The sequence below is a fragment of the Streptomyces sp. NPDC051921 genome (assembly GCF_040680975.1).
Classification (GTDB): domain Bacteria; phylum Actinomycetota; class Actinomycetes; order Streptomycetales; family Streptomycetaceae; genus Streptomyces.
Genome location: NZ_JBFAXU010000013.1, coordinates 83,640 through 109,249 on the forward strand (window position 1 = coordinate 83,640; position 25,610 = coordinate 109,249).

Genomic DNA, 25,610 nt, shown 5'->3' on the forward strand with positions numbered 1-25,610 from the left:
AGACGCATCCACAGGCCGGAGGCATCTCCCTGCGGATCACGTGGGAGGTGCGCAACCTGATGGCATGAGCGGCAACAAGCCCACCAGTCCACTGCCGGGACAGCAGTCGGGGCAATCACGGCCTTCGCCTGCGGCCCCTCGCCACGCAGAAGGATCCTTAGCCGTGCCGCCGCAGCGCTCGGCGGACTACTGGGCGGTGTGCTCGTCGGCGTGGTGGGATCGCCCTCACTCCCGCCCCATCGACAGCCCACACTCCGCGGGTGAACTCCCCGCCGAGTGGCGACGGTGGACCCGTCTCATGCGCGATTCTTGGCCTCACTCGGGGCCGCTCCGGTCCCTAGCCGTGTTCCCCGGCCTCGCGAGGTGTTCCCATGACGTCCCGATCCACGCTGACGGCCTGGCTGGCCGGCCTCGACGCCCCACGGCTGTCGCGCGTGCTCGGGATACGGAAGGACGCCGCGGCGCCACCGGAGCCACGTTCCGTGGAGGAATCGGCGGAACGTCTTCTGCGGCCAGGCTCGGTGGCGCTCGTCCTGCCAGAGCTACCGTTGCCCTGCCTCCAAGTGGCCGAGGCCCTGGCCGCCTCGGGAACTCCCCTGTCGCGCGGCGCCCTGGCGGGGGCACTGGGCGCGACGGCAGCCACTGCCGCTGGGGAACTGGACGCCGTTCTGGAGGCTCTGGCCGATCACGCACTGGTCTGGCCGGACGGCAACGGGAACCTCCACATGGCCGCCCCGTTGCGGCAGGCGTGGGACGCGCCTCTCGGGCTGGATGCTCCGCTGGAGGAGCTGCTGGAGGGCGTGACCTCCGAAGAGCTGCGCGGCATGCTCGTGGCGCTGGGCATCAAGCCGCCCGGCACCAGGCAGCAGCGCACGGCCGCCGTCCTGGAACACCATGGCGATCCGCAACGCGTCGCCGCGGTGATCGCGAAGGCCCCTTCGGCCGCCCGGCAGTTGCTGGGGCGACGAGCGGAGTCCGCACCGCAGCACACGGAATTCTTCGTGTTCGGAGCACCGATGGCCGATGCCCAGCCGGGTGAGCGATGGGCCCTGGACAGGGGGTTGCTGATCCGCAGCCGCCACGGATACGGGCCGGCCCGCATGCCCGCCGAAGTGACGCTCGCGCTGCGCGGGCGGGACTGGCGTGCGCCGTTCGACCCCCTACCGCCCGTGGCGGAGCTGGTGCCCGTCCCCGCGGTGGATGTGGAACGGGAGGCTGCGGCGGCGGCCACGGCGTTCGCCGCCCACGCGGCCTCGGTCCTGTCGGCCTGCTCGGCGGCTCCACCGGCCCGGCTGAAGTCCGGCGGGATCGGCGCGCGTGAACTGGGACGGATCGGCAGGGCCGCGCAGGCCGACGACGCGGTGGTACGCATCACCCTGGAGGTCGCCTACTCGGTCGGGTTGCTGGGCGCCGACGGCGACCGCATCACACCCACCGCGGTATACGACACCTGGGCGGTGCAGGAACCGGCAGCGCAGTTCGCCGACCTGCTTCACGCATGGTGGAACCTGCAGTTCACTCCCTCGCAGTCCCGCGACGAGGACAACAAGTCGCTTGCTGCCGTGGCCGGGGCCCCTCGCTGCAGTCCCTGCCTGCAGGCCCGGCGCGGGCTGCTCGCAGCGGCGGCGGCGCTTCCGGAGGGTCAGGGTGTGCGGGTCGGCACCGATCTGGGTCCGCTCGTCGCCTGGCACCGTCCGCTCGCTCATCCGTCGTTCCACGACGAGACGCCCTTCGCCGCGGCGGTCCGCGAGGCCGAGCTGACGGGCGTCATCGCCCGAGGCGCTCTCTCCCGGCTCGGCGCGGCCCTGGTGACCGGTGACCGGGAGGAGCTGGCCGTCGCATGTCGGCGGCTGCTGCCGGAGGCCACGAGAACAGCCCGGTTCGGCGGCGACCTCACCGCCATCGTCACCGGCACGCCCTCCGCACGCCTGGCCGAGCTCCTGGACTCGACCGCCGACCGGGAGACCAGCGGCACGGCGTCGGTATGGCGCTTCAGCGCCGACAGCGTCCGCCGCGCCCTGGACACCGGTCGCGCTCCGGACGAGATCTCGGCCGAGCTGACCGCCGTCGCCGACGGCCCCCTGCCGCAGCCCCTGTCCTATCTCATCGCCGACGCCGCCCGCCGTCACGGCCGTATGCGCGTCGCCCCCGCCGCCTGCGTCATCCACAGCGACGAACCCGCGCTCTTGGCCGAGCTCGCCGCCCACCGGGAACTCGCCGCACTCGGGCTGCGGCAGCTCGCCCCGACGGTACTCGTCAGCGGCAGCCCGCCCGACAAGACCCTCGCCGCGCTCCGGGGCCAGGGCTATGCGCCCGTCGCCGAGGCCGCGGACGGGACCGTACGCATCGAGAAGGTGCCGCCTCGACGGGCCGCCGCCGTTCCGGCCCCTCGGAAGGCCACCACGAAGGCCGGCACCGGACGCTCAGCACGCCGAAGGGCGGAGGCGCCTGCCGCAGTCGATCCGTCCGCGCTGGCGGTCCGGTTGCTGGCCGCCCCGCCGACCGTTGCGGAGCCCGATCCATTCGGCAGCGGGGTTCCCTTCGGCACGGACACCGAGGAGATCGTCGCCGGATACGCGAAGCAGCTGACGTACACCGACGTCCGCCAGCTCGCTCATGCCATCGACGCCGGTCAGGCCATCACCGTCGAGTACGTCGCCACCTCGGGCAACCGGACCGTGCGCACCCTCAGCCGGCTCGACCTCGACCCGCCCTACCTCGAAGCCTGGTGCCACCTTCGGGACGCCGAGCGCGTTTTCACCCTCTCCCGCATCCACAGCGTCATGAGCGCCGCGCATGAATGGGGAAGATGGTATCGATAGCGATACTCGTGGGGCCGCTGAGCCCGGCCGACATCGGCAAGATGCTCGGGCTCGAGCCGGCCGCCGCCTTCGACGCCGCCCTGATCACGGGCGGACGAGTTCGAAGCTCGAATCCTCCGCCGGCTCGAAGGGGCCCCACCGTTCACAGTGGGGCCCTGCGGCGTCTCCCTGGTCCGGTCGTCCCTCCGCACAGCGGCCCGAGACCGCCGTGGGGCGGGGACTCCGTGGGCGATGCGGCTGGACGGGTGTAGTTCGGCGCCTGCCTCCGGTGCCCTCCGGCCGGAGCGGTACGCCGCCGGATTACATGGGCCTGCGCCTCTGCGCGGGGCGTGCCGGCGTCCTTCACGGGCCGGATCCGACGAACGAAAGAGCGCGATGGCAGAGCGCGAATTCCGCAACCGCACCGGCCGCCGCCCGCTTCTCCGCGGGCTCGCCGCTGCCGTGCTCACGGCCGGCATGCTGGTGGCCTCGGCGGGAGCTGGACACGGGACCGGCCGGACCGCTCCGGCGCCCGGCGCACAGTTCACGCCGTTGACGGCGGCGGTGATGACCGAACCGACGCCGTTCGTCGCCACGGACGGCAAGACGCACCTCTCGTACGAACTGCTCACCACGAGCGCCCTCTCCAGCAGCACGCCGGTACGGCTCGACCGCGTCGACGTCCGCGACGCCCTCACGCACGCGGTCGTCGGCTCGCTGACCGGGCAGGCGCTGGCCGACGCCGCGAATCCGGTGGGCGACCCCCTGCCGGGCGCGGACGGGTACACCCCGGCGCCCCCGGGGCCGACGCCGACCGTCATCCGGGGCTCACAGCAGTGGGTCATCTGGCTCGACCTGGCTCTCGACCGCGGCCGGCGGGCGCCCAAGGTCCTCGAACACCATCTCTCGGGTGCCGTCCTGACCCCCTCCGGCCCCTCCGCCTTCGAGGAGACGGTGCAGGCCACCCGGACCTCCGGCACCCCGCCGTTGAACCTGCGCCCGCCGGTCCGCCCCGGCACCTGGTACTCCAGCGAGTCGTGCTGCGGCAACACCCACCACCGGCGCGGCCTCGCCCCGGTCAACGGCCGCTTCGACGTACCGCAGCGCTTCGCGATCGACTGGTACCGGGTCGGCGAGCGGGGGCAGACCTGGGAAGGCGACCCCGCACGGCTCACCAGCTACCTCAGCTACCGCCAGCCGGTCGTGGCCTCGGCCGGCGGCAGGGTGGTGGAGGTCCAGGACGGGCTCCCGGACCAACAGCCGCCCGTCGCACCGCCCGTCCCGCCGATCGAGGACACCGTCGGCAACCACGTCACCCTGGAAGTCGCGCCGGGCCGCTATCTGCTCTACGCCCACCTGCACGCCGGCTCGCTCGAGGTCCGGGAGGGCGACTGGGTCGAACCCGGCCGCGTCCTCGGGCTGATCGGCAACAGCGGCAACTCCACCACGCCGCACCTGCACTTCCAGGTGATGACCACGGCCGAGTTCTTCCCGACCGACAGCCCGCCGTTCACGTTCCGGAAGTTCCGCGTCGTCGGACAGGTCGAACCCCGGATCTGGGACGACAACCTGGGCCTGCAGCCGACCGGCGTCCTGCCGATCACGCCCTCGCCGTACGAGGGCCCGCACCGTGCGCGGTATCCGCTCGACCGCGAGGTGCTGGAGTTCTGATCGGACTCCGGTCGCGCGGGTCCGCGGAGGGCCCGGAACGGGCGTGCGGAGACTGCGAGACCCGCGCGGTGACCCGGCCGGACCGGTCGCCGGGAAACGGGAGGGCCGGACCACCGTCGGTGGTCCGGCCCTCCCGCCGTGTGCGGACGGCGCACCGCTGATCACCCCGCAGGGGTGATCAGCTCACCGGGGTGGTGATGGCGGCCGTGCTGTTGCCCAGGTTGGGGTCGGGGGTGTCACTGACGGCGAAGACGCCGTTCGTGACGCTGGCGCCACCGGTCGTGGGCACGGGCGCACGGACCTTCACCGCGAGCGTGACGGTCGCGGCGCCGCCCCTGGCCAGGGTGCCGAAGTGGCAGGTCACCGTGTCGGTCGTACCGGTCGGCGGGGTCTCGCAGAATCCGGTGGAGGGTGTGGCGCTCGCGTAGCGGACGTTGGAGGGCAGGCGGTCGGTCATGACCACGTTCTCCGCGGACGTGGGGCCGTAGTTGTGGACCCGGATCGTGTACGTGAGGGTGCCGCCGTCGGCCACCGGCTCCGGGCTCGCCGCGATCGACGTGGCCAGGTCGGCGAGCGGGCGGGAGACGGCCAGGCTGTGCTCGTCGCCGGTGCCGATCGACGTGACGCCCTCGAGGAGCCGGCTGCAGGGCGCCGTCTGGCCGACGGCGCAGACCCGGACGGGCGTGCGGCGGGTGGTCCTGGTGCCGTCGCCGAGCTGGCCGGTGCCGTTGTAGCCCCAGGCGCGGACGGAGCCGTCGGTGCGCAGCGCCAGGGTGTGGAAGCCGGAGGCGGCGGTGCTGACCGCCGTGACACCGGTCAGTTTGGTCGCGCAGCCCTCCGGCGCGCAGACCTGCACCGGGACGTTCCTCGACGCGACGGTTCCGTCACCGACCTGGCCGCTGGAGTTGTCGCCCCAGGCGACGACGGTGCCGTCGTCGCGGACGGCCACGGTGTGGAAGCCGCCGGCGCCCACGGACTTCACGTTCGTCAGGAACGCGGCGCAGGGAGCGGTCTGCCCGATCGCGCAGACCTGCACCGGGGAGTTGGTCTGCGTGCCGACGCCGTTGCCCAGCGCATCGCCGGCGCCCCACGCGTAGGCGGCGCCGTTCGATCGGACCGCCGCGCTGTGGAACGCTCCGGCCGCCACGGAGATCAGGTCACCGGGCCCGCCCACGAACACCGGGATGTTGCGGGCCGTGGTGGTGCCGTCGCCCAGCTGCCCGTTGCCGTTGGCGCCCCAGGCGAGGGCGAGACCGTCGGAGCGCAGCGCGAGGCTGTGCATGTAGCCCCCGGAGAGGCTGGTGATCCTGCTGAGGAACGCGGTGCACGGCGCGGTCGCGCCCGGCGCGCAGACCCGGACGGGCGAGTGCCGCTCGGCCGACGTGCCGTCGCCGAGGCGCCCGTCGGAGTTGAACCCCCACGAGACCACGGTCCCGTCCTTGAGCAGCGCGAGGCTGTGGAAGTCGCCGATCGCGACGGAGACGACGCCCGTCAGCACGGACGCGCACGGGGCGGGCTCGCCGACCGCGCAGACCTTCACGGGGGTGACGCGGTCGGTCGTGGTGCCGTCGCCCAGCTGGCCGACGTCGTTCCTGCCCCAGCCGACGACGGTGCCGTCCTCCAGCAGCGCGACGCTGTGCTGGTCGCCGCCCGCGACCTGCACGGCCTTGTCGAGCGGCGCGGTGCAGGTGACGTTCCCGCAGGCCCGCCCGGGGACCGGCTGGTCGCCCGCGGTGTTGCCGTCGCCAAGCTGCCCGTAGCCGTTGCTGCCCCAGGCGAGGACGGTCCCCGGCGGGCCGGTGCGGATGTCCCGGGCTCCCACGCCGTCGGCGTACGCGGGAGCCGAGGGGACACCCATCACGAGGGCCGTGACGAGGCCGGTGGCCAGGGCGGCTACGGCCGCCAGCGGTCGCGCGGCGAGCGATCTGAACGGTCTTCGGGGTGACGGCCTGCGGCGGGCTCCGGGCGGCCTGGGGTCCGTATCGGACATGCGCGTTCCTCTCACGGGGCGGGACCGGACCGCGGGCGGGGTCGCCGACGGCTCCGGCCGACGCGCTCACCATGCGGGCGCGTCCCGACGCGCAGGGGTCAGCCACACCCCGGCTTCACCCGAAAAGTGCGTGTGCCGGGGCCGGGTGGAGGGTGCGGGTTGCGCTGCGGCGCCGCGGCGTGGAGCCGGTGCCGGGCCGTCACCGCTGGACGAGCTCGCCGGACCGGGTCTGGCCGGCGGTGCCCAACCAGCGCGCCCGGGCCGGCGGTGCCCAACCAGCGCGCCGGGCCGGCGGTGACGGACCTGGTGCGCCGGACATCGTGCGCCTGGCCGGCGGTGACGGACCGGGAGCGCCGGGCCGGCGGTGCCGGACATGGTGCGCCTGGCCGGCGGTGACGGACCGGGAGCGCCGGGTCGGCATTGCCGGAGCCGCCGTGCCGGGCCGGCGGTGCCGGATCGGGTCCGCCGGGTCGGCATTGCCGGAGCCGCCGTGCCGGGCCGGCGGTGCCGGACCTGGTGCGCCTGGCCGGCGGTGACGGACCGGTCACGCCGGACCAGCTCGCGGACCAGCGTGTCGGCTCAGTCGAAGTTGTCGCTCGCCAGCCGCAGGGCCAGCTCCTGGAGGATCGTCTCGGTGTCCGGCTGCGCACCGGCCGCGTCATGGGCGTCGGCCACGGCGTCGAAGGCGAGGATGAAGCCGTTGACCAGGGCGCTCAGCGGGTCGGAGAGCTGCGCGAGCACCGACAGGCCGGCCTCCTCCGCGGTCGCCTCGGCGGGCACGGCGAACTGCCCCGGGATCACCTCGCCGAGAAGGTCCGAGACGAGTCTCTCCTCGACTCCGCCGCGCAGCGCCGTGAGGGCGGCGATGGCCTTGAGCTTGATCTCGTTCTCGGTCACGTCCCGAGCCTAGGAGCAGGCGCGCGCCCAGGGGCGGAAATCACGCGACACGCGGGAGGAGATCTGGGAGGCTGCGGGCGATCACGCGGGCCGCCCGGATCCGTGGCACCGGCCACGGGACCGTGGCCCGCCGCCCGCGCGCGGGCGGGACGGGGAGGTACGCACGCCATGACGTTCGCACTCAAGGGACCGGTCCTGGACGGCGACCTCGTCCGACTGGAGCCCCTCGACCACCGCCACGCGGCGGACCTCGCGGTGGCCGTGGCGGAGGACCGCGGCACGTACACCTACACATGGGTGCCGACGGCCGCCGAGGTCGGCGCGTACATCGACAGCCACCACGGCCGGGCGGCCGCCGGCACGGTCGCGCCGTACGCCCAGATCCGGAAGTCCACCGGCCGGGCCGTCGGCGTCACCTCCTTCCTGGACCCCAGGCTGCGGCCCGGCGGCGAGGCCCTGCAGGCGGTGGAGGTCGGCTTCACCTGGCTCGCCGCCTCGGCGCAGGGCACCGGCGTGAACACCGAGGCGAAGTACCTGCTGTTCCGGCACGCCTTCGAGGTGTGGGCGGTCTCCCGCCTCGACCTCAAGACGGACGCCCGCAACGCCCGCTCCCGCGCCGCGATCGGGAAGACCGGTGCCCACTTCGAAGGCGTCCTCCGCAACTGGGCGCCGTCCTGGGTCCCGGGCGAGGAGGGCCGCCTCCGCGACTCCGCGATCTTCTCGGTGACGGACGCGGAGTGGCCGGAGTGCCGGGCGCGCCTGCTGAAGCGGCTGGAGCGGTACGCGGTGACCCGCTGAGGTGGTGACCCGGTGACCCGGTGACGCCGTGACGCGGTGACGCGCCGGCCACCCCGCTCGCGAACGACCGCGCAGAGAAGGCGAAAAGACCGCCGCCCCACCGATGAGTTCTCGGTGGGGCGGCGGTCTGCCCTCGTGAAGGTCGTGAGTCGTCAGCAGCGTTCAGCAGCGCTCAGCAGGCTCAGCAGGAACCGCGAAGAGAAGAGGTCGCCTCATGTCCGCCACCCCCGCCGCCAAGGGCCCCGCCGTCAAGGGACCCGCCGGCTACTTCCCCTCCATCGAGAAGAAGTACGGGCGCCCCGTCGCCGAGTGGTTCGAGCTCATCGACACCTCCCCGCTCACCCGGCACATGGAGCTCGTCTCCTGGCTCAAGTCCGCGCACGGGCTCGGTCACGGTCACGCCAACGCCCTCGTCGCCCACGTGCTCGCGGGCCGGGGCGGTGCCGGCCGCTAGGGCGGTGCGGGCGGCCACGCGGCGGGACAGGGTGAGGACGGCGACCGCGGTGGTGAGCCCGGCGACGAGGGCGGTCCACCAGAGGGCGGCGGGGCCGACGCCGGTGTAGAGGGTGACGCCGAGGGTGAGGGCTCCGAAGCGGGCGACGCCCCAGGTCCAGCTGTAGGCGCCCTGGTAGCGGCCGCGGGCGTGGGCCGGGGCCAGGTTGGCGACGACGGCGGCGGCGATGCCGGCGACGATCACCTCGCCCAGGGACCAGATCACGACCGAGAGCGCGAAGGTGAGGGCTCCGTCGGCCACGCCCGTCAGGGCGACGCCGATCGCGATCAGGGCGCTGCCCGCGGCCTGGACCGGGAGTTGGGGCAGGCGTGCCAGACGGGCGGTCGTGAAGGGCTGGATCGCGACGACCAGGACCGCGTTGACGGCCGCCATCACGCCGTACACCGCCGGCGAGAGGCCGCTGTCGTGGATCGCGAGCGGCAGGGCGACCTCGGTGAGCGAGTAGACGAAGAGCTGCACGCCGTAGAGGGGGAGCAGGAGCATCGCCAGGCGGTCGCGGAGCACGACGCCGTAGCCGAGGCCGTCGCCGGTCGGGCGCGGCCCGCGCGGCGGCTCGGTCAGGCGGGTGACGACGACCGCCGCGTAGACCAGCATCGTGCCGGCGTCGACCGCGAAGAGCAGCCAGTAGCCGTGCGCGGCGAGCAGGCCGCCGAGGACGCCGGAGACGGCGGTGCCGATGTTGACGCCCCAGCCGAAGAGCGCGTACGCCCGCTGCCGGCGTTCGGCGTCGACGGCGTCGGCCATCAGCGCGTACGCGGCCGGGGGGACGACCGTCCCGGCGGCGCTGATCAGGAGCGCGGCCGCGGCCATCGTCCACACCCCGGGCGCCACGAACAGCGCGCCCTGCGCCGCCGCGGCCCCGATCAGGCCGATGAGCATCGTGGGGCGGCGGCCGAGGCGGTCGGCGAGGACGCCGCCGACGGCCGGACCGAGCAGATTGCCGGCGCCGAGCGCGCCGAGCACGTACGAGGTCTCGGTGCCGGTGACCCCGCGCGAGGCGAGGAAGAACACCAGGAACGGGGTGACCATGTGGCCGAGGCGGTTGACGATCGTGCCGCCGAAGACGGTCCAGACGGTGGCCGGAAGGCCGGTGAAGGAGGAGGGCATGCGCCGAGACTGCGCCCCTGCACGCGCTCCCCTCCAATGATTAAGCTCAGGCCGAATCCGGACGCTCACCACGCCCGTGGCGCGTCACATCAGGGGGATGCATGGAGTCCGAACTCAGCTTTTCCGCCGCCGATCTGGCCCAGACCCGCTTCGCCGTCTCCCCCATGTGGGAGGTCGTGACCAGCTTCCGGCTGCTCCGGGACACCGTCGACCCGCCGCTGCACCGGCGTTGGGCGGCCCAGGTCCGCCCCCGGGTCGAACGCGCCGGGCTCGACCACGGGCTGCTCGCGAAGCTGGTCCCCGGCGGCACCTTCCTGGCGGACTTCCTCACCCCCACCCCCACGGGGCCCTTCCCCACCCTCGCCGGGGAACTCGACGCCGTCCGCGGCGCCTCGCCCGAGCTGGTCCGCCGCGACGCAGGCAAGCTCCCCGTGGAGGAGAGGGACATCGACCTCGACCGGCTGTGCGCCGAGATCGAGACGTACTGGGAACTCGCCCTCGCTCCCTATTGGGCCCGCATCCGCAGCCTGCTGGAGGCCGATGTCTTCCACCGCGCCCGGCAGGTCGCCGAGCACGGCTCCGCACGCGTCCTGGGCGAACTCCACGAGACCGTACGGTGGGACGACGGGACGCTCAAGCTGGTACGGCGGTCCTGCGCGCTCACCCGCGACAAGGCCGGCTCCGGACTGCTGCTCATCCCGTCCGCGTTCGCGTGGCCCAAGGTCCTGACCCGGTCCGTCGCCCCCGACCCGCCCCAACTGGCCTATCCCGCCCGCGGTATCGGCAATCTGTGGGAGCCCCGCACCGCCGGCTCCGCGACCGAGGCCGTCGCCGCCGTGATCGGGCGGTCGCGCGCGCTGCTCCTCGCCGAGCTCGACACACCCGCCTCGACCACCCGACTCGCCGCGACGGCGGGCCTGTCGGCGGCGGCCGTCTCCCAGCACCTGATCGCCCTGAAGCACGCGGGCCTCGTCAGCGCCCACCGCAGCGGCCGGTCCGTGCTCTACGCCCGTACGGCCGTGGCCGACGCGCTGCTCTGCCCCGAGAGCACCGCGCACCGTCAACTGGAGACTCTGTGACCCCCGGCCCCGCCCCGCGGACCCACGCCCCAGCCCCGACCCCGCCCGCGCCCGCCTGGACCGAGCGCGCCCTCGTTCGCGACGGCGTGCGTCTCGTCCTGCGCGACTGGGGCGGCGAGGGGCGCCCGTTCGTCCTCCTCCACGGGCTCGCCGGGCACGTCGGCGAGTGGGACGCCCTCGCGCGCCGGCTCCGTGCCGACGGGCACCGGGTCGTCGCCCTCGACCAGCGCGGGCACGGCGCGAGCGAGCGGCACCCGGCCGACGTCTCCCGGGCCGCGTACGTCGCCGACGTCCTCGCCGTACTCGACGAGCTCGGCCTCCGGAACGCGGTCCTGGTCGGGCAGTCGTACGGCGGGCACGCCGCCCTCCTCGCCGCGGCCCACCTCGCCACCGCGCACGGTCCGTCCCACCTCTCCGGCGCCGTCCTCGTCGAGGCCGGGCCCGCCGGCATCACCCCGCGGACCGTGGCGGACGTCGGGGACTGGCTGCGGGCGTGGCCGGTGCCGTTCCCGACCCGGGAGGCCGCCGTCGCCCACCTGGGCGGCGGGCCCGTCGGCGAGGGCTGGGCGGACGGGCTGGAGGAGCGGGACGGCGGCCTGTGGCCCCGCTTCGACCCCGAGGTGATGGTCGCCTCGCTCACCGAGGACGCCGGCCGGTCCTGGTGGGAGGAGTGGGCGGCGATCGGCGTGCCCGTCCTGTCCGTGGTCGGGCAGCACGGCTTCGTCGAGCGGGCGGAGTACGAGGAGATGGCGCGGCTGCTGCCCGCGCTGCGCGGCGTCTGCCTGCCGGGCGCCGGGCACGACCTGCACCTGGAGCGGCCCGAGGTCCTGCACCGCCTGGTGACGGAGTTCCTCGCCGGAACCCCTTGCCCTGGAGTGGACTCCAAGGCCTAGGGTGCGGCGCATGCGCTATCGGGTACTCGGCGGGACCGGGATCGAAGTCAGTACGTACTGCCTCGGCACGATGATGTTCGGAGCGGTCGGCAACCCCGACCACCAGGACTCCGTGCGGATCATCCATGCCGCCCTCGACCAGGGCGTGAACTTCGTCGACACCGCCGACATGTACTCGGCGGGCGAGTCCGAGGAGATCGTCGGCAAGGCGCTGCGCGACCCGCGCCGGCGCGAGGAGACGGTGCTCGCCACGAAGGTGTACTTCCCGGTCGGCGGTGAGGGCCCCAACCGGGGCGGCACCTCCCGGCGCTGGATCACCCGTGCCGTCGAGAACAGCCTCAAGCGGCTGGGCACGGAGTGGATCGACCTCTACCAGGTGCACCGGCCCGACCACCGCACCGACATCGAGGAGACCCTCGACGTCCTCGGCGACCTCGTCTCCCAGGGCAAGATCCGGGCCTTCGGCTGCTCGACCTTCCCCGCCGAGCAGATCGTCGAGGCGCACGCCGTCGCCGAGCGGCGCGGCCTGCGCCGCTTCCGCAGCGAGCAGCCCCCGTACTCGCTGCTCGCCCGCGGCGTCGAGACCTCGGTGCTGCCGGTCGCGCAGCGCTACGGGATGGGCGTGCTGACCTGGGCGCCGCTGGCGTCGGGCTTCCTCACCGGCAAGTACCGCAAGGGCCGGCCCATCGACCTCACCAGCGGGCGGCCCGCGCTCACGCCGCACCGCTTCGACCCGGAGCTGCCCGTCAACGCGGCCAAGCTGGACGCCGTCGAGCAGTTCGTCGCGCTCGCCGACGAGATCGGCTGCACGTTGCCCGAGCTGGCGATCGCGTTCGTCGCCGCGCACCCCGCGGTGACGTCGGTGATCCTCGGGCCGCGCACGATGGAGCAGCTGGAGGGGCTCCTGAAGGGCGCCTCGGTGGTCCTGACCGACGAGGTCCTGGACCGCATCGACGCGATCGTGCCGCCGGGCACGGACCTCTACCGTGCGGACGGCGTCTGGCAGCCGCGCGCCCTGACCGACCCGGCCCTGCGGCGCCGGCCGGTCGGCGAGCGGGCGGCGTCCGACTAGGACGCGGGACGTCCCAGGGCCCGTCCGGCCGGTCGGTGCCGGACGGGCCCTGGTCCGCTCCGGGCCTGCGGCGCCGAGGAGGGCGCGTTCGTGAGGACGGTGCCGGACCTCTGGGCGGTGCCGGACCTCCTGGACGGTGACGGACCTCCTGCACGGTGCCGGAGACGGACCTCCTGGGCGGTGCCGGAGACTTCCTGCACGGTGCCGGAGACCTCCTGAGCGGTGCCGGACTTCCGGACGGTGCCGGACTTCCTGGGCGCCTGAGGCCATCCTGGCCCCATGAGCGAGAAGAGCACGGGTACGACGAGGCCGATCGGCGCGGAGGAGCGCCGGGCCAGGCTCGCCCTGCGGCACCGGCTGGCCGGGGCAGCACGGGCGGCGACGCCGGAGGAGGTCGCCGGTTCGCTGGTGGCGCTGCACGCGACGGACGCGGCGACGGTGTTCCTGGCGACGGGGGCGCGGCTCGCCGCGGACCGGGACCCGGTGGCGGAGGTCGAGCGGGCGGTGTACGAGGACCGGACGCTGACCCGGATGCACGGGATGCGCCACACGGTCTTCGTCGTTCCGACCGGGCTCGCCGCGGTCGTCCACTCCTCCTCCTCGGAGGCTGCCGCCGTCCGCGAACGCGCCATGCTGGTCAAGCACTTGGCGGCGGGCAGCGACCTCGACGCAGCGTGGCTGGCCGAGACGGAGCGGCAGGTGCTCGCCGAGCTGGCGGACCGGGGCGAGGCGACGGGGGCGGAACTCGGCACCGCGGTACCGCGGTTGCGGGCGCAGTACGTGTACGGCGTCGGCACCGGCCAGGAGGGCCCGCAGCCGGTGTCCAGCCGGATCCTGCGGCTCCTCGGCATGGAGGGCCGGATCGCCCGGGGCCGCCCTCAGGGCGGCTGGACGTCGAGCCGCTTCCGCTGGGCGCTGGTGCCGCCGCACACCGACCTGCCGGCCGCCGAGGCGCAGGCGGAGCTCGTACGGCACTGGCTGGCCGCGTACGGGCCGGCGACGGAGGCCGACCTGAAGTGGTGGACGGGCTGGAAGGTCACGGACGTCCGCCGCGCCCTGGCGGCCCTCGGCGCGGAGCGGGTCGCGCTCGACGAGGGCATCGGCCACGTCCTGCCGGCCGACCTCGACCCCGTGCCCACCCCGGCGGAGCCCTGGGCGGCGCTGCTCCCGGCTCTGGACCCGACGTCGATGGGATGGCAGGCCCGCGACTGGTACCTGGACCCGGACCATCGGGCCGCCCTCTTCGACCGCAGCGGCAACATCGGCCCGACGGTGTGGTGGAACGGGCGCGTCGTGGGCGGCTGGGCACAGCGCCCGGACGGCGAGGTGACCTGGCGTCTCCTGACGGACGTGGGCGAGGAGGCGGTCGCGGCGGTCCGGGCCGAGGCCGCTCGGCTCGCCGCCTGGGTCGGCGACGTCCGTGTCACCCCCCGCTTCCGTACGCCCCTGGAGCGCGAACTGGCGGCGGGCGCATGAGCGTCGACGCCCTCCTGATCTCCGCGCAGCGCACCTCCACCGCGCTCCTGCTCGCCGAGGCCGCCGCCCGCCGGGGCCTGGCCACGAGGGTGCTCGACGGCCCGCCGGACGCGGTCGCGCGCCCGGACGAGGCGGTGCACTGGTACGGCGGCCCGCTCCTCGCCGACCGGGTCGCGGGGCCGCTCGGACTCGGCCTCCTCGAACCGCCGGACGCCTGGCTGGCGGAGCTGTCCGAGGAGTTCACCGGCCGCCGGGTCACCCTGACGACCCTCGCGGCGGCCCGCCGTGACCTGGCCGGCCCGGCGTTCGTGAAGCCGCCGGGTGACAAGTCCTTCCCGCCGGCGGTGTACGAGGACGGGGGCGCCCTGCCCGACGGCCTGCCCCCGGCCACCCCGGTCCTGGTCTCGGAACCGGTGACGTTCGCGGCGGAGTACCGCCTGTTCGTCCTGGACGGGCAGGTCAGGGCGGGCAGCCGTTACGTCTCGTACGGGCGGCTCGACCCGGGTCCGCTCGCCGGGGGCGCACGGACGTTCGCGGAGCGGCTGCTCGCGGCGGTGGGCGGTTCGCTGCCGAGCGGGGCGGTGGTGGACGTGGGCCGCACGGACCGGGGCACCTGGGCGGTGGTGGAGGCGAACATGGCCTGGTTCGCGCACAGCTACGCGGCCGACCCGGCGGCGGTCCTCGACGTGGTCCTGCGGTCGGCCGGCCCGCGCGGACGGGTCGGGGAACGGGACCGTTCGTACCTCCGGACGCGCCCGATGAGGTGACCTCCGGCGAGGTGTCGGGAAACGCGCGCCGGCTCCGACGTCTCCTGTGGAAGGACCGCGGAGGGAACGCGAGAACCCCCCGCACGAACCCGAAGGATCCGAAGGACCCGAAGGACCCGAAGGACGCGAAGGAGAACGTCATGAAGTACCTGGTGATGGTGCAGGGTGCGCAGGCCGACTACCACGCCATGAACGGCAAGGCCTCGGACCACAGCCCGGCCTGGAGCGAGCAGGACCTCAGGGCGATGTTCGCCTACATGAACGCGATCAACGACGACCTGTCCGAGACCGGGGAGTTCATCGACGGCCAGGGGCTCGTCGAGCCCGCCAGGACCCGGTTCGTGACCGCGGACGACGAGGGCCGTCCGGTCGTCACGGACGGCCCGTACGGGGAGACGAAGGAGGTCCTCGCCGGCTACTGGGTGCTCGACTGCGCGAGCCTGGACCGGGTGACCGAGATCGCCGCCCGTGTGGCCCAGTGCCCGGCCCCGCCCGGATCCCCGGTCTACCCGGTGGTCATCCGTCAGATCGACGAAGCCGGCGGCAGCGACCTGGGCGGCGCGAACGCCTGAGCCGCCCGCGCCCCGGGATGTCATCCTTGGTCTTCGAAGGCCCCGTCGCCGCCGCCGCACGGGGAAGCGGATGTTCGAGGAGTGGTCGTGGAACTGGATCTCGCCGGCGCGGAGCTGAAGGCCGTACTGAACCGGCTGCGCCGGGCCCAGGGACAGATATCCGGGGTCATCCGCATGATCGAGGAGGGCCGGGACTGCGAGGAGGTCGTCACCCAGCTGGCCGCGGCCTCCCGCGCGCTCGACCGGGCCGGGTTCGCGATCATCGCGACCGGACTGCAGCAGTGCCTCGTCGACATGGAGAACGGGCGCGGGACGGGCGAGGACCCGGAGAAGATGCGGGCCCGCCTGGAGAAGCTCTTCCTGTCGCTGGCCTGACCGCGGCCGCCGGCCCGCCCGCCCGCCGGCCGGCCCGCCCGGCGCGGGTGACGCGGGTACGCGCGGAGTCCCGCACGCCGGATGCCGCACGCCGGATGCCGCACGCCGGATGCCGCACGCCGGATGCCCCTGGGGTTACACGTCCCCAGGGGCATCCGGCGTCAGCGGGCGGGCGCACAGGGCGGGTCAGTCGACCGGCAGGCCCTTCAGGCGCTTCGCGATCTTCGTCAGGCGCCGGCCCTGGTAGCGGGCGGCGGCGAGGGCCTTCTCGTCCGGGGCGCCGTTGGCCCCCGGGTGGGCGGTGCCGTAGGGGTTGCCGCCGGCCGCGTAGACGGTCTGGTCGGTGTAGCCGGGCGAGACGATGACCGAGCCCCAGTGGTGGAAGGTGTTGTAGATCGCGAGCAGCGTCGACTCGTTGCCGCCGTGGACGTTGTACGCGCTGGTGAAGGCGGTGGCCGGCTTGTCGGCCAGGACGCCCTGGTTCCACAGGCCGCCGGAGGTGTCGACGAACTGCTTCAGCTGGGCGGCGACGTTGCCGAAGCGGGTCGGCGAGCCGAGCGCGTAGGCGTCGCCCCACTCCAGGTCGTCGAGGGTGGCGATCTCGACCTCGTCGGCGGTGGCGTCGACGTGGGCGCGCCAGGCGGGGTTGGCGTCGATGGCGGTGTCGGGGGCGAGCTCGGGCACGCGGCGGAGACGGACCTCGGCTCCGGCCTTCTCGGCGCCCTCGGCGACGGCCTGGGCGAGCTGGTGGACGTTCCCCGTGGCCGAGTAGTAGATGACGGCGACCTTGACGGACATGACGTGCCCTCCTGAAAACCGGATTACTTTCCGCTTCAACGCGAGAAAGCGTAAGCGGACACCTATCCGCTTTGCAAGGGGGCCAGGTATGCTCAGGTCAGGACCGGACCGGACCGAGGAGACGGACCGCGAGGGGGAAGCGAGCGAGAGGCAGGCGGCAGGACATGAGCACGAGGAAACCGGCGACCGGTAGGGGACCGGCGGACGCGCCCGCGCCGAAGCACCTGCTCAGCCTGCTCCCGACGGTCGGCGGCCCGGCCCCGGAGCGCGCCGACGCGGCCCGCAACCGGCGCAAGATCCTGGACGCCGCCGCCCGGATCGTCGCCGAGCAGGGCCCCGAGCGCGTGACCATGAACCAGGTCGCGCACGCCAGCGGCATCGGCGTCGGCACGGTCTACCGCCGCTTCGGAGACGTCTCCCAGCTGCTGTGGGCGCTGCTGGACGACCGCGAGCGCCAGTTCCAGGAGGCGTACATGAGCGGCCCGCCGCCGCTCGGCCCCGGCGCGCCCGCCGAGCAGCGGCTCGACGCCTTCCTCGACGCGCTCGTCGACCGCGTGGTCGAGCAGCGCGAGATCCTGCTCGCCGCCCAGACGGCCGCCCCCACCGCGCGCTACACCAGCGGCGCGTACCTCGCGATGCACGCCCATGTGACCCTCCTGGTCACCCAGGCCCGCCCCGCCGCCAACGCCCCCCTCCTCGCCCACCTCCTGCTCGCCCCCTTCTCGCCGAGCCTGATGCACCACCTGTCCCAGGAGCAGCGCCTGTCGGCCGACGAGCTGAAGGCGGGCATACGCCAGCTGCTGAGCCTGCAGCAGCCCTCCTAGCCCGGCCGACCCGCCGGTCGCGGACACGGTCCGCGGACCGGGGACCGCGGACCGCACACACCGTCCAGCCCTCGAAACCGTCTGGACCGCTCCCCCGCACCCGCCCCACGATCAGCACCATGACCGCCTACTTGATCCTTCACGGCTTCCAGAACCACCGTCCTCCCGGCCACTGGCAGCACTGGCTCGCCGGTGAGCTGCGCGGGCGGGGGCACGAGGTGCGGTATCCGCAGCTGCCGGAGCCGGACGCGCCCGTGCTCGGGGCCTGGCTGGACGCGCTGGAAGAGCACGGCGAGCGGCCCGGTGACGGTTCCGAGTTGGTCGTGCTCGCGCACAGCCTCGGCGTGTTGCTGTGGCTGCGGGCGGTGGCCGCCGGCCGTGCGCCCGCGGCCGACCGGGTGCTGCTCGTCGCGCCTCCGTCGCCGTCGGTGACCGCCTCGATCCCCGAAATCGCGGAGTTCGCGGACGGGCTGGACCTCAGCGCCCCCGCCGGCGTGCCCGCGCGGCTCGTGTACGGCGACGGCGACCCGTACTGCCCCGGGGGCGCCGACGTGCACTACGGCCGTCCGCTCGGGCTCGACACGGACCACGTGCCGGGCGGCGGGCATCTGAACCCGGACCACGGCTACGGGGCCTGGGACGCCGTCCTGGAGTGGTGCGAAAACCCGGCGACGCGGGTGCGCGGCAACCGGTAGCGTCGGCCGGATGCCGACAGACAGCTCCCCGCAGCGCTTCCCCGAACTCGCCCCGTACGACGAGGGCCTGCTCGACGTCGGCGACGGCAACCACGTGTACTGGTCCGTCGCCGGCAACCCCGAAGGAAAGCCCGCGCTCGTCGTGCACGGCGGGCCGGGATCCGGCTCCTCCGCCGGGGCCAGGAGGGTCTTCGACCCCGCGCGCTACCGGATCGTCCAGTTCGACCAGCGCGGCTGCGGGCGCTCGACCCCGCACGCGAGCGACCCGGCCGCCGACATGTCCGTCAACACCACCGGCCACCTCGTCGCCGACATGGAGCGGCTGCGCGTCCGTCTGGGGATCGAGCGCTGGCTGCTGTACGGCGGCTCCTGGGGTTCGACGCTGATCCTCGCGTACGCCGAGGCGCACCCCGAGCGGGTCAGCGAGATCGTCATCACCGCCGTGACGACCACCCGCCGCTCCGAGACGGCCTGGCTCTACGAGGGCGTCGGCCGGTTCTTCCCCGAGGCGCACGAGCGCTTCCGCGCCGGGGTCGACCACGCCGGGGACCTGGTCGGGGCCTACGCGGCCCGCATGGACCACCCCGACCGCGCCGTACGCGAGAAGGCCGCGGCCGACTGGTGCGCCTGGGAGGACGCCGTGCTGTCGATGGAGGGCCAGGGCACCCCGTACACCGACCGGGTCGACGACACCCGGCTCGGCTTCGTACGCATCTGCTCGCACTACTTCGCCCACGGCGCCTTCCTGGAGGAGGGCGTCCTGATCCGGGACGCGCACCGGCTCGCCGGCATCCCCGGCGTCCTGGTCCACGGCCGGCTCGACATGGGCGGGCCGCTCACCACCGCCTGGGAGCTCAGCCGCGGCTGGCCGGACGCCGAGCTGCACGTGGTGGAGAACGCCGGGCACCTGGGCGGTGACGAGACCCGCCGTCTCGTCATGGGCGCCCTCGAACGCTTCGCGAAGGAGTGAGCCGCCGGGCGGGAGCGGGCGCCCGGCGGGATGATCGTGACATGAGCCCCGCGATCCACCTCGCCCAGCAGCCGGAGGCCGACGAACTCCTCGGGCGTTCCCCGCTCGCCGCACTGGTCGGCATGCTGCTCGACCAGCAGGTGCCGATGGAGTGGGCGTTCTCCGGCCCGTACACCATCGCGACCCGCATGGGCCACGACGACCTCGACGCGCACGAGATCGCCGCCCAGGACCCGGAGGCGTTCGCCGCGCTGCTCTCCGAGAAGCCGGCCGTGCACCGCTACCCGGGCTCCATGGCCAAGCGGATCCAGCAGCTGTGCCGCTTCCTCGTCGACGAGTACGGCGGCGACGCCGAGGCCGTCTGGCGGGACGCGGCCGACGGCAGGGAGCTGCGCGTACGGCTGGAGGCGCTGCCGGGCTTCGGCAAGCAGAAGGCGCAGATCTTCCTCGCCCTGCTCGGCAAGCAGTACGGAGTGCGGCCCAAGGGCTGGCAGGAGGCGGCCGGCGCGTACGGCGAGAAGAACTGCTACCGCTCCGCCGCCGACATCACCGGGCCGGAGTCCTTGGCGAAGGTGCGCGCGCACAAGCAGGAGATGAAGGCCGCCGCCAAAGCCGCCAAGGCCGCGGACGCCGCCAAATCATGACAGAGGACAGGGAATTGAGAATTCCCTATGTCAATCCTGTTCAACCTGACAGGAATTGTGTGAGATGTGTTCACAGAATCCCCTGGCGATCGCTAACTTCCCCTCAACCACGCACGAACCGGGAAGGACTTCTGTGAACGCATCGCAGCGCAGAGCCGCCGCCGTTCTGGCCGCCGCAGCACTCGCCACCCCGCTGGTGCTCGCCGCGCCGGCCACCGCCACCCCCGACCCCGGGGCGGCGCCGGCCCGCGACGCCGCCAAGCTGGCCAGGAAACTGGTCCGCGAGACGACCGCGCAGGACGCCTTCAAGCACCTGCAGAAGTTCCAGGCGATAGCCGACTCGGCCGGCGGTCACCGCGCGGCCGGCTCCCTCGGCCACGACGCCTCGGCCGCGTACGTCTACACGCAGCTGAAGAAGGCCGGCTACGCCGTCACGTACCAGAAGTTCGACTTCCAGTACACGGAGACGCTCGCCGAGAAGGCGGCCGTCCTCTCGCCCGCCGCGCGCGACCTGCCGATCCGGGCGATGACCTACACCAAGTCGACGCCGGTCGGCGGCATCAAGGCCGACCTGGCCGCGGCCCCCGTCGACGCCGACGGCACCAACGGCTGCGAGCCGGGCGACTTCGCCGCCGGCGCCTTCACCGGCAAGATCGCACTCATCAAGCGCGGCGGCTGCACCTTCGCCGCCAAGCAGGAGAACGCCGCCGCGGCCGGTGCCGTCGGCGCGATCATCTACAACAACGCCGACGGCGCCCTGTCCGGCACCCTCGGCGACGCGGCCGCCGCCAAGGTCCCGACCGGTGGCATCACCAAGGCGGAGGGCGAGAAGCTCGCCGCCGAGCTCGCCGCGGGCCCGGTGAACATCTCCTTCGAGATCCGCCAGCTGCAGGAGAAGCGTTCGACCAACAACGTCATCGCGGAGACCCCGGGCGGCAACGCCGCCAACACCGTGATGCTCGGCTCCCACCTCGACTCCGTCACCGCCGGCCCCGGCATCAACGACAACGGCTCCGGTTCCGCCGGTCTCCTGCAGACCGCCCTGGAGCTCGCCAAGTCGAAGGACAAGGTCCGCAACAAGATCCGCTTCGCCTGGTGGTCCGCCGAGGAGAACGGCCTGCTGGGCTCCGAGCACTACGTGACCAACCTGAGCTCCCTCGGCAAGAAGGAGATCAAGCTCTACCTGAACTTCGACATGATCGCCTCGCCGAACTACGGACTCTTCGTCTACGACGGCGACAACTCCGACGGCGTCGGCGCGGGCGCCGGCCCCGAGGGCTCCGCCCAGCTGGAGCGTGACATCACCGACTTCATGGACCGGAGCGGGGCCCCGCACGAGGGCACCGACTTCACCGGCCGCTCCGACTACGGCCCGTTCATCGAGGTCGGCATCCCCTCCGGCGGCACCTTCACCGGCGCCGAGGGCATCAAGACCGCCGGCCAGGCCCAGAAGTTCGGTGGTGAGGCGGGCGTCGCCTACGACGTGAACTACCACGCCAAGGGCGACACCATCGAGAACATCGACATGACGGCCTTCGACGTCAACATCGACGTCATCGCCAACGCCGTGGGCACCTACGCCCACGACATCAGCTCCCTGAAGAAGCCGGTCCCCTTCGTCCCCACCACCGGTGACGCGGGCAGCGGCGGCGGTCTGCACGCCGACCACGACGAGCTGACGCGGTAGTCACCGCCTCCTGCGCGCGGTCCCGAAGACCGACCGGCTGATCTCCCGGCCCAGCTGGGTGCCGATCGACCGCGCGAGAGACGTGAACAGGCCGCTTCCGACGACCTGTTCGGCGAGCGAGGGCTCCTCCTTCGGCTGCCGCCGAGGAGCCCTCGCCGCCTCCTTCTCCGCCTCCGCCGCCGCCTTCGCCGCCTCCTTCTCCGCCTCCGCCGCCGCCTTCGCCGCCGCGGCCTCCTCGGCCGCGCGCAGCGCCTCCGCCTCCGCCGCCCGCTGCTCGGCCGTCAGCTTCTCGTACGCCGACTCCCGGTCCACCGCCTGCGCGTAACGCCCGTACAGCGGCGAGCCCTTGACCGCCGCCTCCAGGTCGGGCGCCGGGACCGGACCCATCAGCGACTGCGGCGCCCGCAGCCGGGTCGCCGCCACCGGGGTCGGGGCGCCCCTCTCGCTCAGCACGGTGATCACCGCCTCGCCCGTGCCGAGCCCGGTCAGCACCTCCTCCAGGTCGTACGCCGAGTTCGGGAAGGTCCGCACGGTCGCCTTCAGCGCCTTCGCGTCGTCCGGCGTGAACGCCCGCAGCGCGTGCTGGATCCGGTTGCCGAGCTGGGCGAGCACGTCCCCGGGCACGTCCTTCGGGGTCTGCGTCACGAAGAACACCCCGACGCCCTTGGAGCGGATCAGCCGCACCGTCTGCGTGACCGAATCCAGGAACGCCTTCGACGCGCCGTTGAAGAGCAGGTGCGCCTCGTCGAAGAAGAAGACCAGCTTCGGCTTGTCCAGGTCGCCGACCTCCGGCAGATCGCCGTACAGATCGGCCAGCAGCCACATCAGGAAGGTCGAGAACAGCTGCGGCTTGTCCTGCACGGCCGGCAGCTCCAGTACGGAGACCAGGCCGCGCCCGTCGGACGCCGTGCGCAGGAACTCGCCCGTGTCGAACTCCGGCTCCCCGAAGAAGCCACCCGCGCCCTGCTGCTCGAAATTCGTGATCGCCCGCAGGATCACCCCCGCCGTCACCGTCGACAGTCCCCCGATCCCCTTCAGCTCGGCCTTGCCGAGGTCCGAGACGAGGAACGCGACCACCGCCCGCAGGTCCTTCAGGTCGACCAGCTCCAGGCCCTTGCCGTCGGCGTAGTGGAAGATCAGACCGAGCGACTGCTCCTGGGTCCGGTTGAGCTGGAGCACCTTCGACAGGAGTACCGGGCCGAAGCTGGTCACGGTCGCCCGGACCGGAATGCCGGGGCCGGTGCCGCCGAGCCCGTAGAACTCGCAGGGGAAGCCGGTCGCCGCCCACTCCTGGCCGACCTGCCCGGCCCGCTCCCGCACCTTCTCGCCGTCCTGGCCGGGCGCGCAGACGCCGGAGACGTCTCCCTTGACGTCCGCGAGGAAGACGGGCACCCCGTTGGCCGAAAGCTGCTCGGCGAGCAGCTGGAGGGTCTTGGTCTTGCCGGTGCCGGTCGCTCCGGCGACCAGTCCGTGCCGGTTGAGCATGGGCAGCGGGATGCGGATCCGCGCGTCCGGGTGACACGCGCCGTCCCACAGCAGCGCCCCCAGTTCGAGTGCGGCTCCGTCGAAGGCGTACCCCGCCGCGATCCGCGCCCACGGGTCGGAGGACGGCTGCTCGCTCTCGCTCATGACGGACCCCTGTCCATGTTGCGCATGATTTGTCCCAGCTTCGCATCGGGCCCGCGTGGCTGCGCCGGGAGCCGCTCGCCCGGTAGGCTTTCCGTGTGATCTTCAAGCGCATCGGAAACGGCCGGCCGTATCCCGACCACGGCCGGGAAAGCACCCGGCAGTGGGCGGACGTGGCACCGCGCCCGGTCCGCCTCGATCAGCTGGTGACGACCAAGGGCCAGCTGGACCTGGAGACGCTGCTCGCCGAGGACTCGACCTTCTACGGCGACCTCTTCGCGCACGTCGTGAAGTGGCAGGGCGATCTCTATCTGGAGGACGGGCTGCACCGCGCGGTCCGCGCCGCGCTCCAGCAGCGCCAGGTGCTGCACGCGCGCGTCCTCGAACTGGACTGACCCGGCCGGCCCCTCCGACTGATCCTTTCGGGGCCACTTCGCGCCCATCCGGACGCGATCACATGATCATCCAGTAGGCATCCCCGGCGGGCCGCATTACGCTGCGTTCATGAGCATGCTCACTCCCCCCGGAATGGGCGGAAAGTACCGCATCACGGGGGATGTCTACCCGCGCATGCGCCGCCCCCACCGCCGGCGCAGGATCGTCCTCGGGGCCGCGGCCGCCGTGCTCGTGCTCGGCGCGGCCGGCTGGGGAACGCTGCAGCTCGTCGACGTCTTCTCGGGCGACGAGAGGACGAAGACGACCGCCGGCAAGCAGGCCGACTGCAAGCCGGCCGCCAAGCCGAGCCCGCAGCCCGCGGCGGCAGCCTTCCCCAAGCCCGCCCAGATCACGGTCAACGTCTACAACGCGACCCCGCGCAGCGGCCTCGCGAAGACGACCGCGGACGAGCTGAGGAAACGTGGCTTCGTCATCGGCAAGGTCGGCAACGCGCCCGCCGCGTACGACAAGAAGGTCACCGGTACCGGCCTGCTGCTCGGCGCCCCGGGGGCCGTCAAGGGCACGTTCTCGGTCGTCGGCACCCAGCTGAAGGGCGCGACGACGAAGGTCGACGCCCGCACCACGGCGGACGTCGACCTGATCATCGGTACGGCCTTCAAGACGCTCGACCCGAAGGCGGCGGCGGACGCCGCGCTGGTCGCGCTCAACAAGCCGAAGCCGGTACCGGGCCGCTGCTGAGGGCTCGGTACCGGCTTCGGCCGAAGGACTGAGGGCCCGGCAGGTGCCGGGCGGGACACCGGCCTGCCGCAGGCCCGCTCGTGCGCGGGGCCCGGCAGGCCCGTTCGTCCGTGCCTACTCGGCGGCGCCGTACATGCGGTCACCCGCGTCGCCGAGGCCCGGGACGATGTAGCCGCTCTCGTTCAGACGCTCGTCGACCGAGGCCGTCACGACCGTCACCGGCGTGCCCGCCAGCTCGCGCTCCATGACCTCGACGCCCTCCGGGGCGGCGAGCAGCACGACCGCGGTCACGTCGTCCGCGCCGCGCTTGATCAGCTCCTGGATCGCCGCCACCAGCGTGCCGCCGGTCGCGAGCATCGGGTCCAGGACGTACACCTGGCGGCCGGACAGGTCCTCCGGCATCCGCGTCGCGTAGGTCGACGCCTCCAGCGTCTCCTCGTTGCGGATCATGCCGAGGAAGCCCACCTCGGCCGTCGGCAGCAGCCGCACCATGCCGTCCAGCATGCCGAGACCGGCGCGCAGGATCGGCACCACCAGCGGACGCGGGTACGACAGCTTCACACCGGTCGTCGGCGTCACCGGGGTCTCGATGTCGACCTGCTCGGTCCGCACGTCCCGGGTCGCCTCGTAGGCGAGCAGGGTGACCAGCTCGTCGGCGAGCCGGCGGAAGGTCGGGGAGTCCGTGCGCTTGTCGCGCAGCGTGGTGAGCTTGTGGGCGACCAGCGGGTGATCGACGACGTGGAGACGCATGCCCCAACAGTAGCCGGGACTGGCGTCAACCCACGCCAGCGAGGGAAGGTGGGGGCACAGGGAACCCAGCGATGGGGTGGTGTGGCCTATGCCCGACCTGGAGAACAAGCGCGGCGGCAAGGCTCCGGAGGAGGAGCCCCGCCAGGAGACCGACGCCGAGCGCCGCAGGCGCCGCGCGCAGTTCCTGCGCGAGCTGAACGAGGCCAAGGCGCTGCGCGACCGCGTCCAGCCGCGGCGCGCCCGGGCGGCCCGGATGCGGCAGGCGATGCGCATGCGGACGTTCCGGTGGTGACCCCTGGAACGGAGGGGCCGTGCGCCCCCTCCGTGCGCCGGGGTCGCGCGCCCGTCCGATCGCGGTGTCGTTCAGACTGATGCACGACGCAAGAGCCGAAGACCTCTCCTGACGGCGAGGTTTCTGTCACGATGCCGATTGGGCGGGGCATCAGGAGCGCGCCGCCGGATCATCACAC

Annotated in this window: 24 protein-coding genes and 1 pseudogene; 19 read left to right on the plus strand and 6 right to left on the minus strand. The window is 73.4% G+C overall.

The features are described 5' to 3' along the window. Positions 1–371: 371 nt before the first annotated feature. Together AB0M16_RS18785 and AB0M16_RS18790 are read left to right on the plus strand one after the other, a co-directional pair. Positions 372–2,822 carry a helicase C-terminal domain-containing protein gene (locus AB0M16_RS18785; protein WP_365344154.1) on the plus strand — a complete coding sequence of 817 codons (2,451 nt, stop codon included), beginning with the start codon at positions 372–374 and terminating at the stop codon, positions 2,820–2,822. Between the two features lie 375 nt (positions 2,823–3,197). Continuing rightward, positions 3,198–4,472, plus strand: a complete 1,275-nt coding sequence (locus tag AB0M16_RS18790; protein ID WP_365344156.1) for a M23 family metallopeptidase — start codon at positions 3,198–3,200, stop codon at positions 4,470–4,472. A gap of 178 nt (positions 4,473–4,650) precedes the next feature. On the opposite strand, the gene AB0M16_RS18795 is transcribed toward AB0M16_RS18790, so the two are convergent. Further along, a complete protein-coding gene (locus tag AB0M16_RS18795; protein ID WP_365344158.1) occupies positions 4,651–6,462 on the minus strand; it encodes a hypothetical protein in 1,812 nt (603 codons plus the stop codon). A gap of 579 nt (positions 6,463–7,041) precedes the next feature. Further along, positions 7,042–7,359 (minus strand): hypothetical protein, encoded by a 318-nt coding sequence (locus AB0M16_RS18800; protein WP_365344160.1) that lies wholly within the window; start codon positions 7,357–7,359, stop codon positions 7,042–7,044. A 168-nt stretch (positions 7,360–7,527) separates the two neighbouring features. On the opposite strand from AB0M16_RS18800, the gene AB0M16_RS18805 reads away from it, so the two are divergent. Together AB0M16_RS18805 and AB0M16_RS18810 are read left to right on the plus strand one after the other, a co-directional pair. Then, on the plus strand, positions 7,528–8,157 hold the full coding sequence (locus AB0M16_RS18805; RefSeq protein ID WP_365344162.1) for a GNAT family protein: 630 nt from the start codon (positions 7,528–7,530) through the stop codon (positions 8,155–8,157). Positions 8,158–8,371: 214 nt separating this feature from the next. Next, positions 8,372–8,611 carry a DUF4287 domain-containing protein gene (locus AB0M16_RS18810; protein ID WP_365344407.1) on the plus strand — a complete coding sequence of 80 codons (240 nt, stop codon included), beginning with the start codon at positions 8,372–8,374 and terminating at the stop codon, positions 8,609–8,611. A 147-nt stretch (positions 8,612–8,758) separates the two neighbouring features. Here the strand turns inward: AB0M16_RS18810 and AB0M16_RS18815 are convergent. Continuing rightward, positions 8,759–9,778, minus strand: a pseudogene (locus AB0M16_RS18815) (MFS transporter); the annotation flags it as partial. A 101-nt stretch (positions 9,779–9,879) separates the two neighbouring features. Between AB0M16_RS18815 and AB0M16_RS18820 the strand changes: the two are divergent. The 7 genes from AB0M16_RS18820 to AB0M16_RS18850 all read left to right on the plus strand — a co-directional run bounded on the left by AB0M16_RS18820 (position 9,880) and on the right by AB0M16_RS18850 (position 16,012). After that, positions 9,880–10,857 (plus strand): DUF5937 family protein, encoded by a 978-nt coding sequence (locus AB0M16_RS18820; protein WP_365344164.1) that lies wholly within the window; start codon positions 9,880–9,882, stop codon positions 10,855–10,857. Then, positions 10,854–11,750: an alpha/beta hydrolase gene (locus AB0M16_RS18825; RefSeq protein WP_365344166.1), complete on the plus strand. Its 897-nt coding sequence runs from the start codon at positions 10,854–10,856 to the stop codon at positions 11,748–11,750. The genes AB0M16_RS18820 and AB0M16_RS18825 overlap by 4 nt, the downstream gene beginning before the upstream one ends. Positions 11,751–11,760: 10 nt before the next feature. Next, positions 11,761–12,822, plus strand: coding sequence for an aldo/keto reductase (locus AB0M16_RS18830; RefSeq protein WP_365344168.1), 1,062 nt, complete (start codon positions 11,761–11,763; stop codon positions 12,820–12,822). Positions 12,823–13,101: 279 nt separating this feature from the next. Further along, the gene (locus AB0M16_RS18835; RefSeq protein WP_365344170.1) at positions 13,102–14,298 is read left to right on the plus strand and encodes a winged helix DNA-binding domain-containing protein; all 1,197 of its coding nucleotides are present in this window, start codon (positions 13,102–13,104) and stop codon (positions 14,296–14,298) included. Beyond that, positions 14,295–15,065, plus strand: coding sequence for an ATP-grasp domain-containing protein (locus AB0M16_RS18840; protein ID WP_365344172.1), 771 nt, complete (start codon positions 14,295–14,297; stop codon positions 15,063–15,065). The genes AB0M16_RS18835 and AB0M16_RS18840 overlap by 4 nt, the downstream gene beginning before the upstream one ends. A gap of 140 nt (positions 15,066–15,205) precedes the next feature. After that, entirely contained in the window at positions 15,206–15,637 is a 432-nt protein-coding gene (locus AB0M16_RS18845; RefSeq protein ID WP_365344174.1) for a YciI family protein, read from the plus strand. A gap of 87 nt (positions 15,638–15,724) precedes the next feature. Then, positions 15,725–16,012 carry a metal-sensitive transcriptional regulator gene (locus tag AB0M16_RS18850; protein ID WP_365344176.1) on the plus strand — a complete coding sequence of 96 codons (288 nt, stop codon included), beginning with the start codon at positions 15,725–15,727 and terminating at the stop codon, positions 16,010–16,012. Between the two features lie 186 nt (positions 16,013–16,198). Here AB0M16_RS18850 and wrbA read toward each other — a convergent pair whose 3' ends face one another. Then, positions 16,199–16,810 (minus strand): NAD(P)H:quinone oxidoreductase, encoded by a 612-nt coding sequence (wrbA, locus tag AB0M16_RS18855; protein ID WP_365344178.1) that lies wholly within the window; start codon positions 16,808–16,810, stop codon positions 16,199–16,201. Between the two features lie 164 nt (positions 16,811–16,974). Between wrbA and AB0M16_RS18860 the strand changes: the two genes are divergently transcribed. The 5 genes from AB0M16_RS18860 (at position 16,975) to AB0M16_RS18880 (ending at position 21,630) form a co-directional block, all read left to right on the plus strand. Then, positions 16,975–17,634 carry a helix-turn-helix domain-containing protein gene (locus AB0M16_RS18860; protein WP_365344180.1) on the plus strand — a complete coding sequence of 220 codons (660 nt, stop codon included), beginning with the start codon at positions 16,975–16,977 and terminating at the stop codon, positions 17,632–17,634. Between the two features lie 119 nt (positions 17,635–17,753). Further along, positions 17,754–18,329: an alpha/beta hydrolase gene (locus AB0M16_RS18865; protein WP_365344182.1), complete on the plus strand. Its 576-nt coding sequence runs from the start codon at positions 17,754–17,756 to the stop codon at positions 18,327–18,329. Between the two features lie 10 nt (positions 18,330–18,339). Further along, on the plus strand, positions 18,340–19,299 hold the full coding sequence (gene pip / locus AB0M16_RS18870) for a prolyl aminopeptidase (RefSeq protein ID WP_365344184.1): 960 nt from the start codon (positions 18,340–18,342) through the stop codon (positions 19,297–19,299). A 41-nt stretch (positions 19,300–19,340) separates the two neighbouring features. Beyond that, complete coding sequence (locus AB0M16_RS18875; RefSeq protein ID WP_365344186.1) at positions 19,341–19,943, plus strand: HhH-GPD-type base excision DNA repair protein; 603 nt, start codon at positions 19,341–19,343, stop codon at positions 19,941–19,943. 133 nt (positions 19,944–20,076) lie between these two features. After that, on the plus strand, positions 20,077–21,630 hold the full coding sequence (locus AB0M16_RS18880; protein ID WP_365344188.1) for a M28 family metallopeptidase: 1,554 nt from the start codon (positions 20,077–20,079) through the stop codon (positions 21,628–21,630). On the opposite strand, the gene AB0M16_RS18885 is transcribed toward AB0M16_RS18880, so the two are convergent. After that, positions 21,631–23,259, minus strand: coding sequence for a helicase HerA-like domain-containing protein (locus tag AB0M16_RS18885; protein ID WP_365344190.1), 1,629 nt, complete (start codon positions 23,257–23,259; stop codon positions 21,631–21,633). It abuts the gene before it with no gap. A gap of 95 nt (positions 23,260–23,354) precedes the next feature. Here AB0M16_RS18885 and AB0M16_RS18890 point away from each other — a divergent pair, with 95 nt between their 5' ends. Next, positions 23,355–23,651: a type II toxin-antitoxin system VapB family antitoxin gene (locus tag AB0M16_RS18890; RefSeq protein WP_003999914.1), complete on the plus strand. Its 297-nt coding sequence runs from the start codon at positions 23,355–23,357 to the stop codon at positions 23,649–23,651. 109 nt (positions 23,652–23,760) lie between these two features. Continuing rightward, complete coding sequence (locus AB0M16_RS18895; protein WP_365344192.1) at positions 23,761–24,390, plus strand: LytR C-terminal domain-containing protein; 630 nt, start codon at positions 23,761–23,763, stop codon at positions 24,388–24,390. A 114-nt stretch (positions 24,391–24,504) separates the two neighbouring features. On the opposite strand, the gene upp is transcribed toward AB0M16_RS18895, so the two are convergent. Next, the gene (gene upp, locus AB0M16_RS18900; RefSeq protein ID WP_365344194.1) at positions 24,505–25,140 is read right to left on the minus strand and encodes a uracil phosphoribosyltransferase; all 636 of its coding nucleotides are present in this window, start codon (positions 25,138–25,140) and stop codon (positions 24,505–24,507) included. A gap of 88 nt (positions 25,141–25,228) precedes the next feature. Here upp and AB0M16_RS18905 point away from each other — a divergent pair, with 88 nt between their 5' ends. Continuing rightward, entirely contained in the window at positions 25,229–25,432 is a 204-nt protein-coding gene (locus tag AB0M16_RS18905) for a hypothetical protein (protein ID WP_365344196.1), read from the plus strand. The last annotated feature ends 178 nt before the right edge of the window (positions 25,433–25,610 follow it).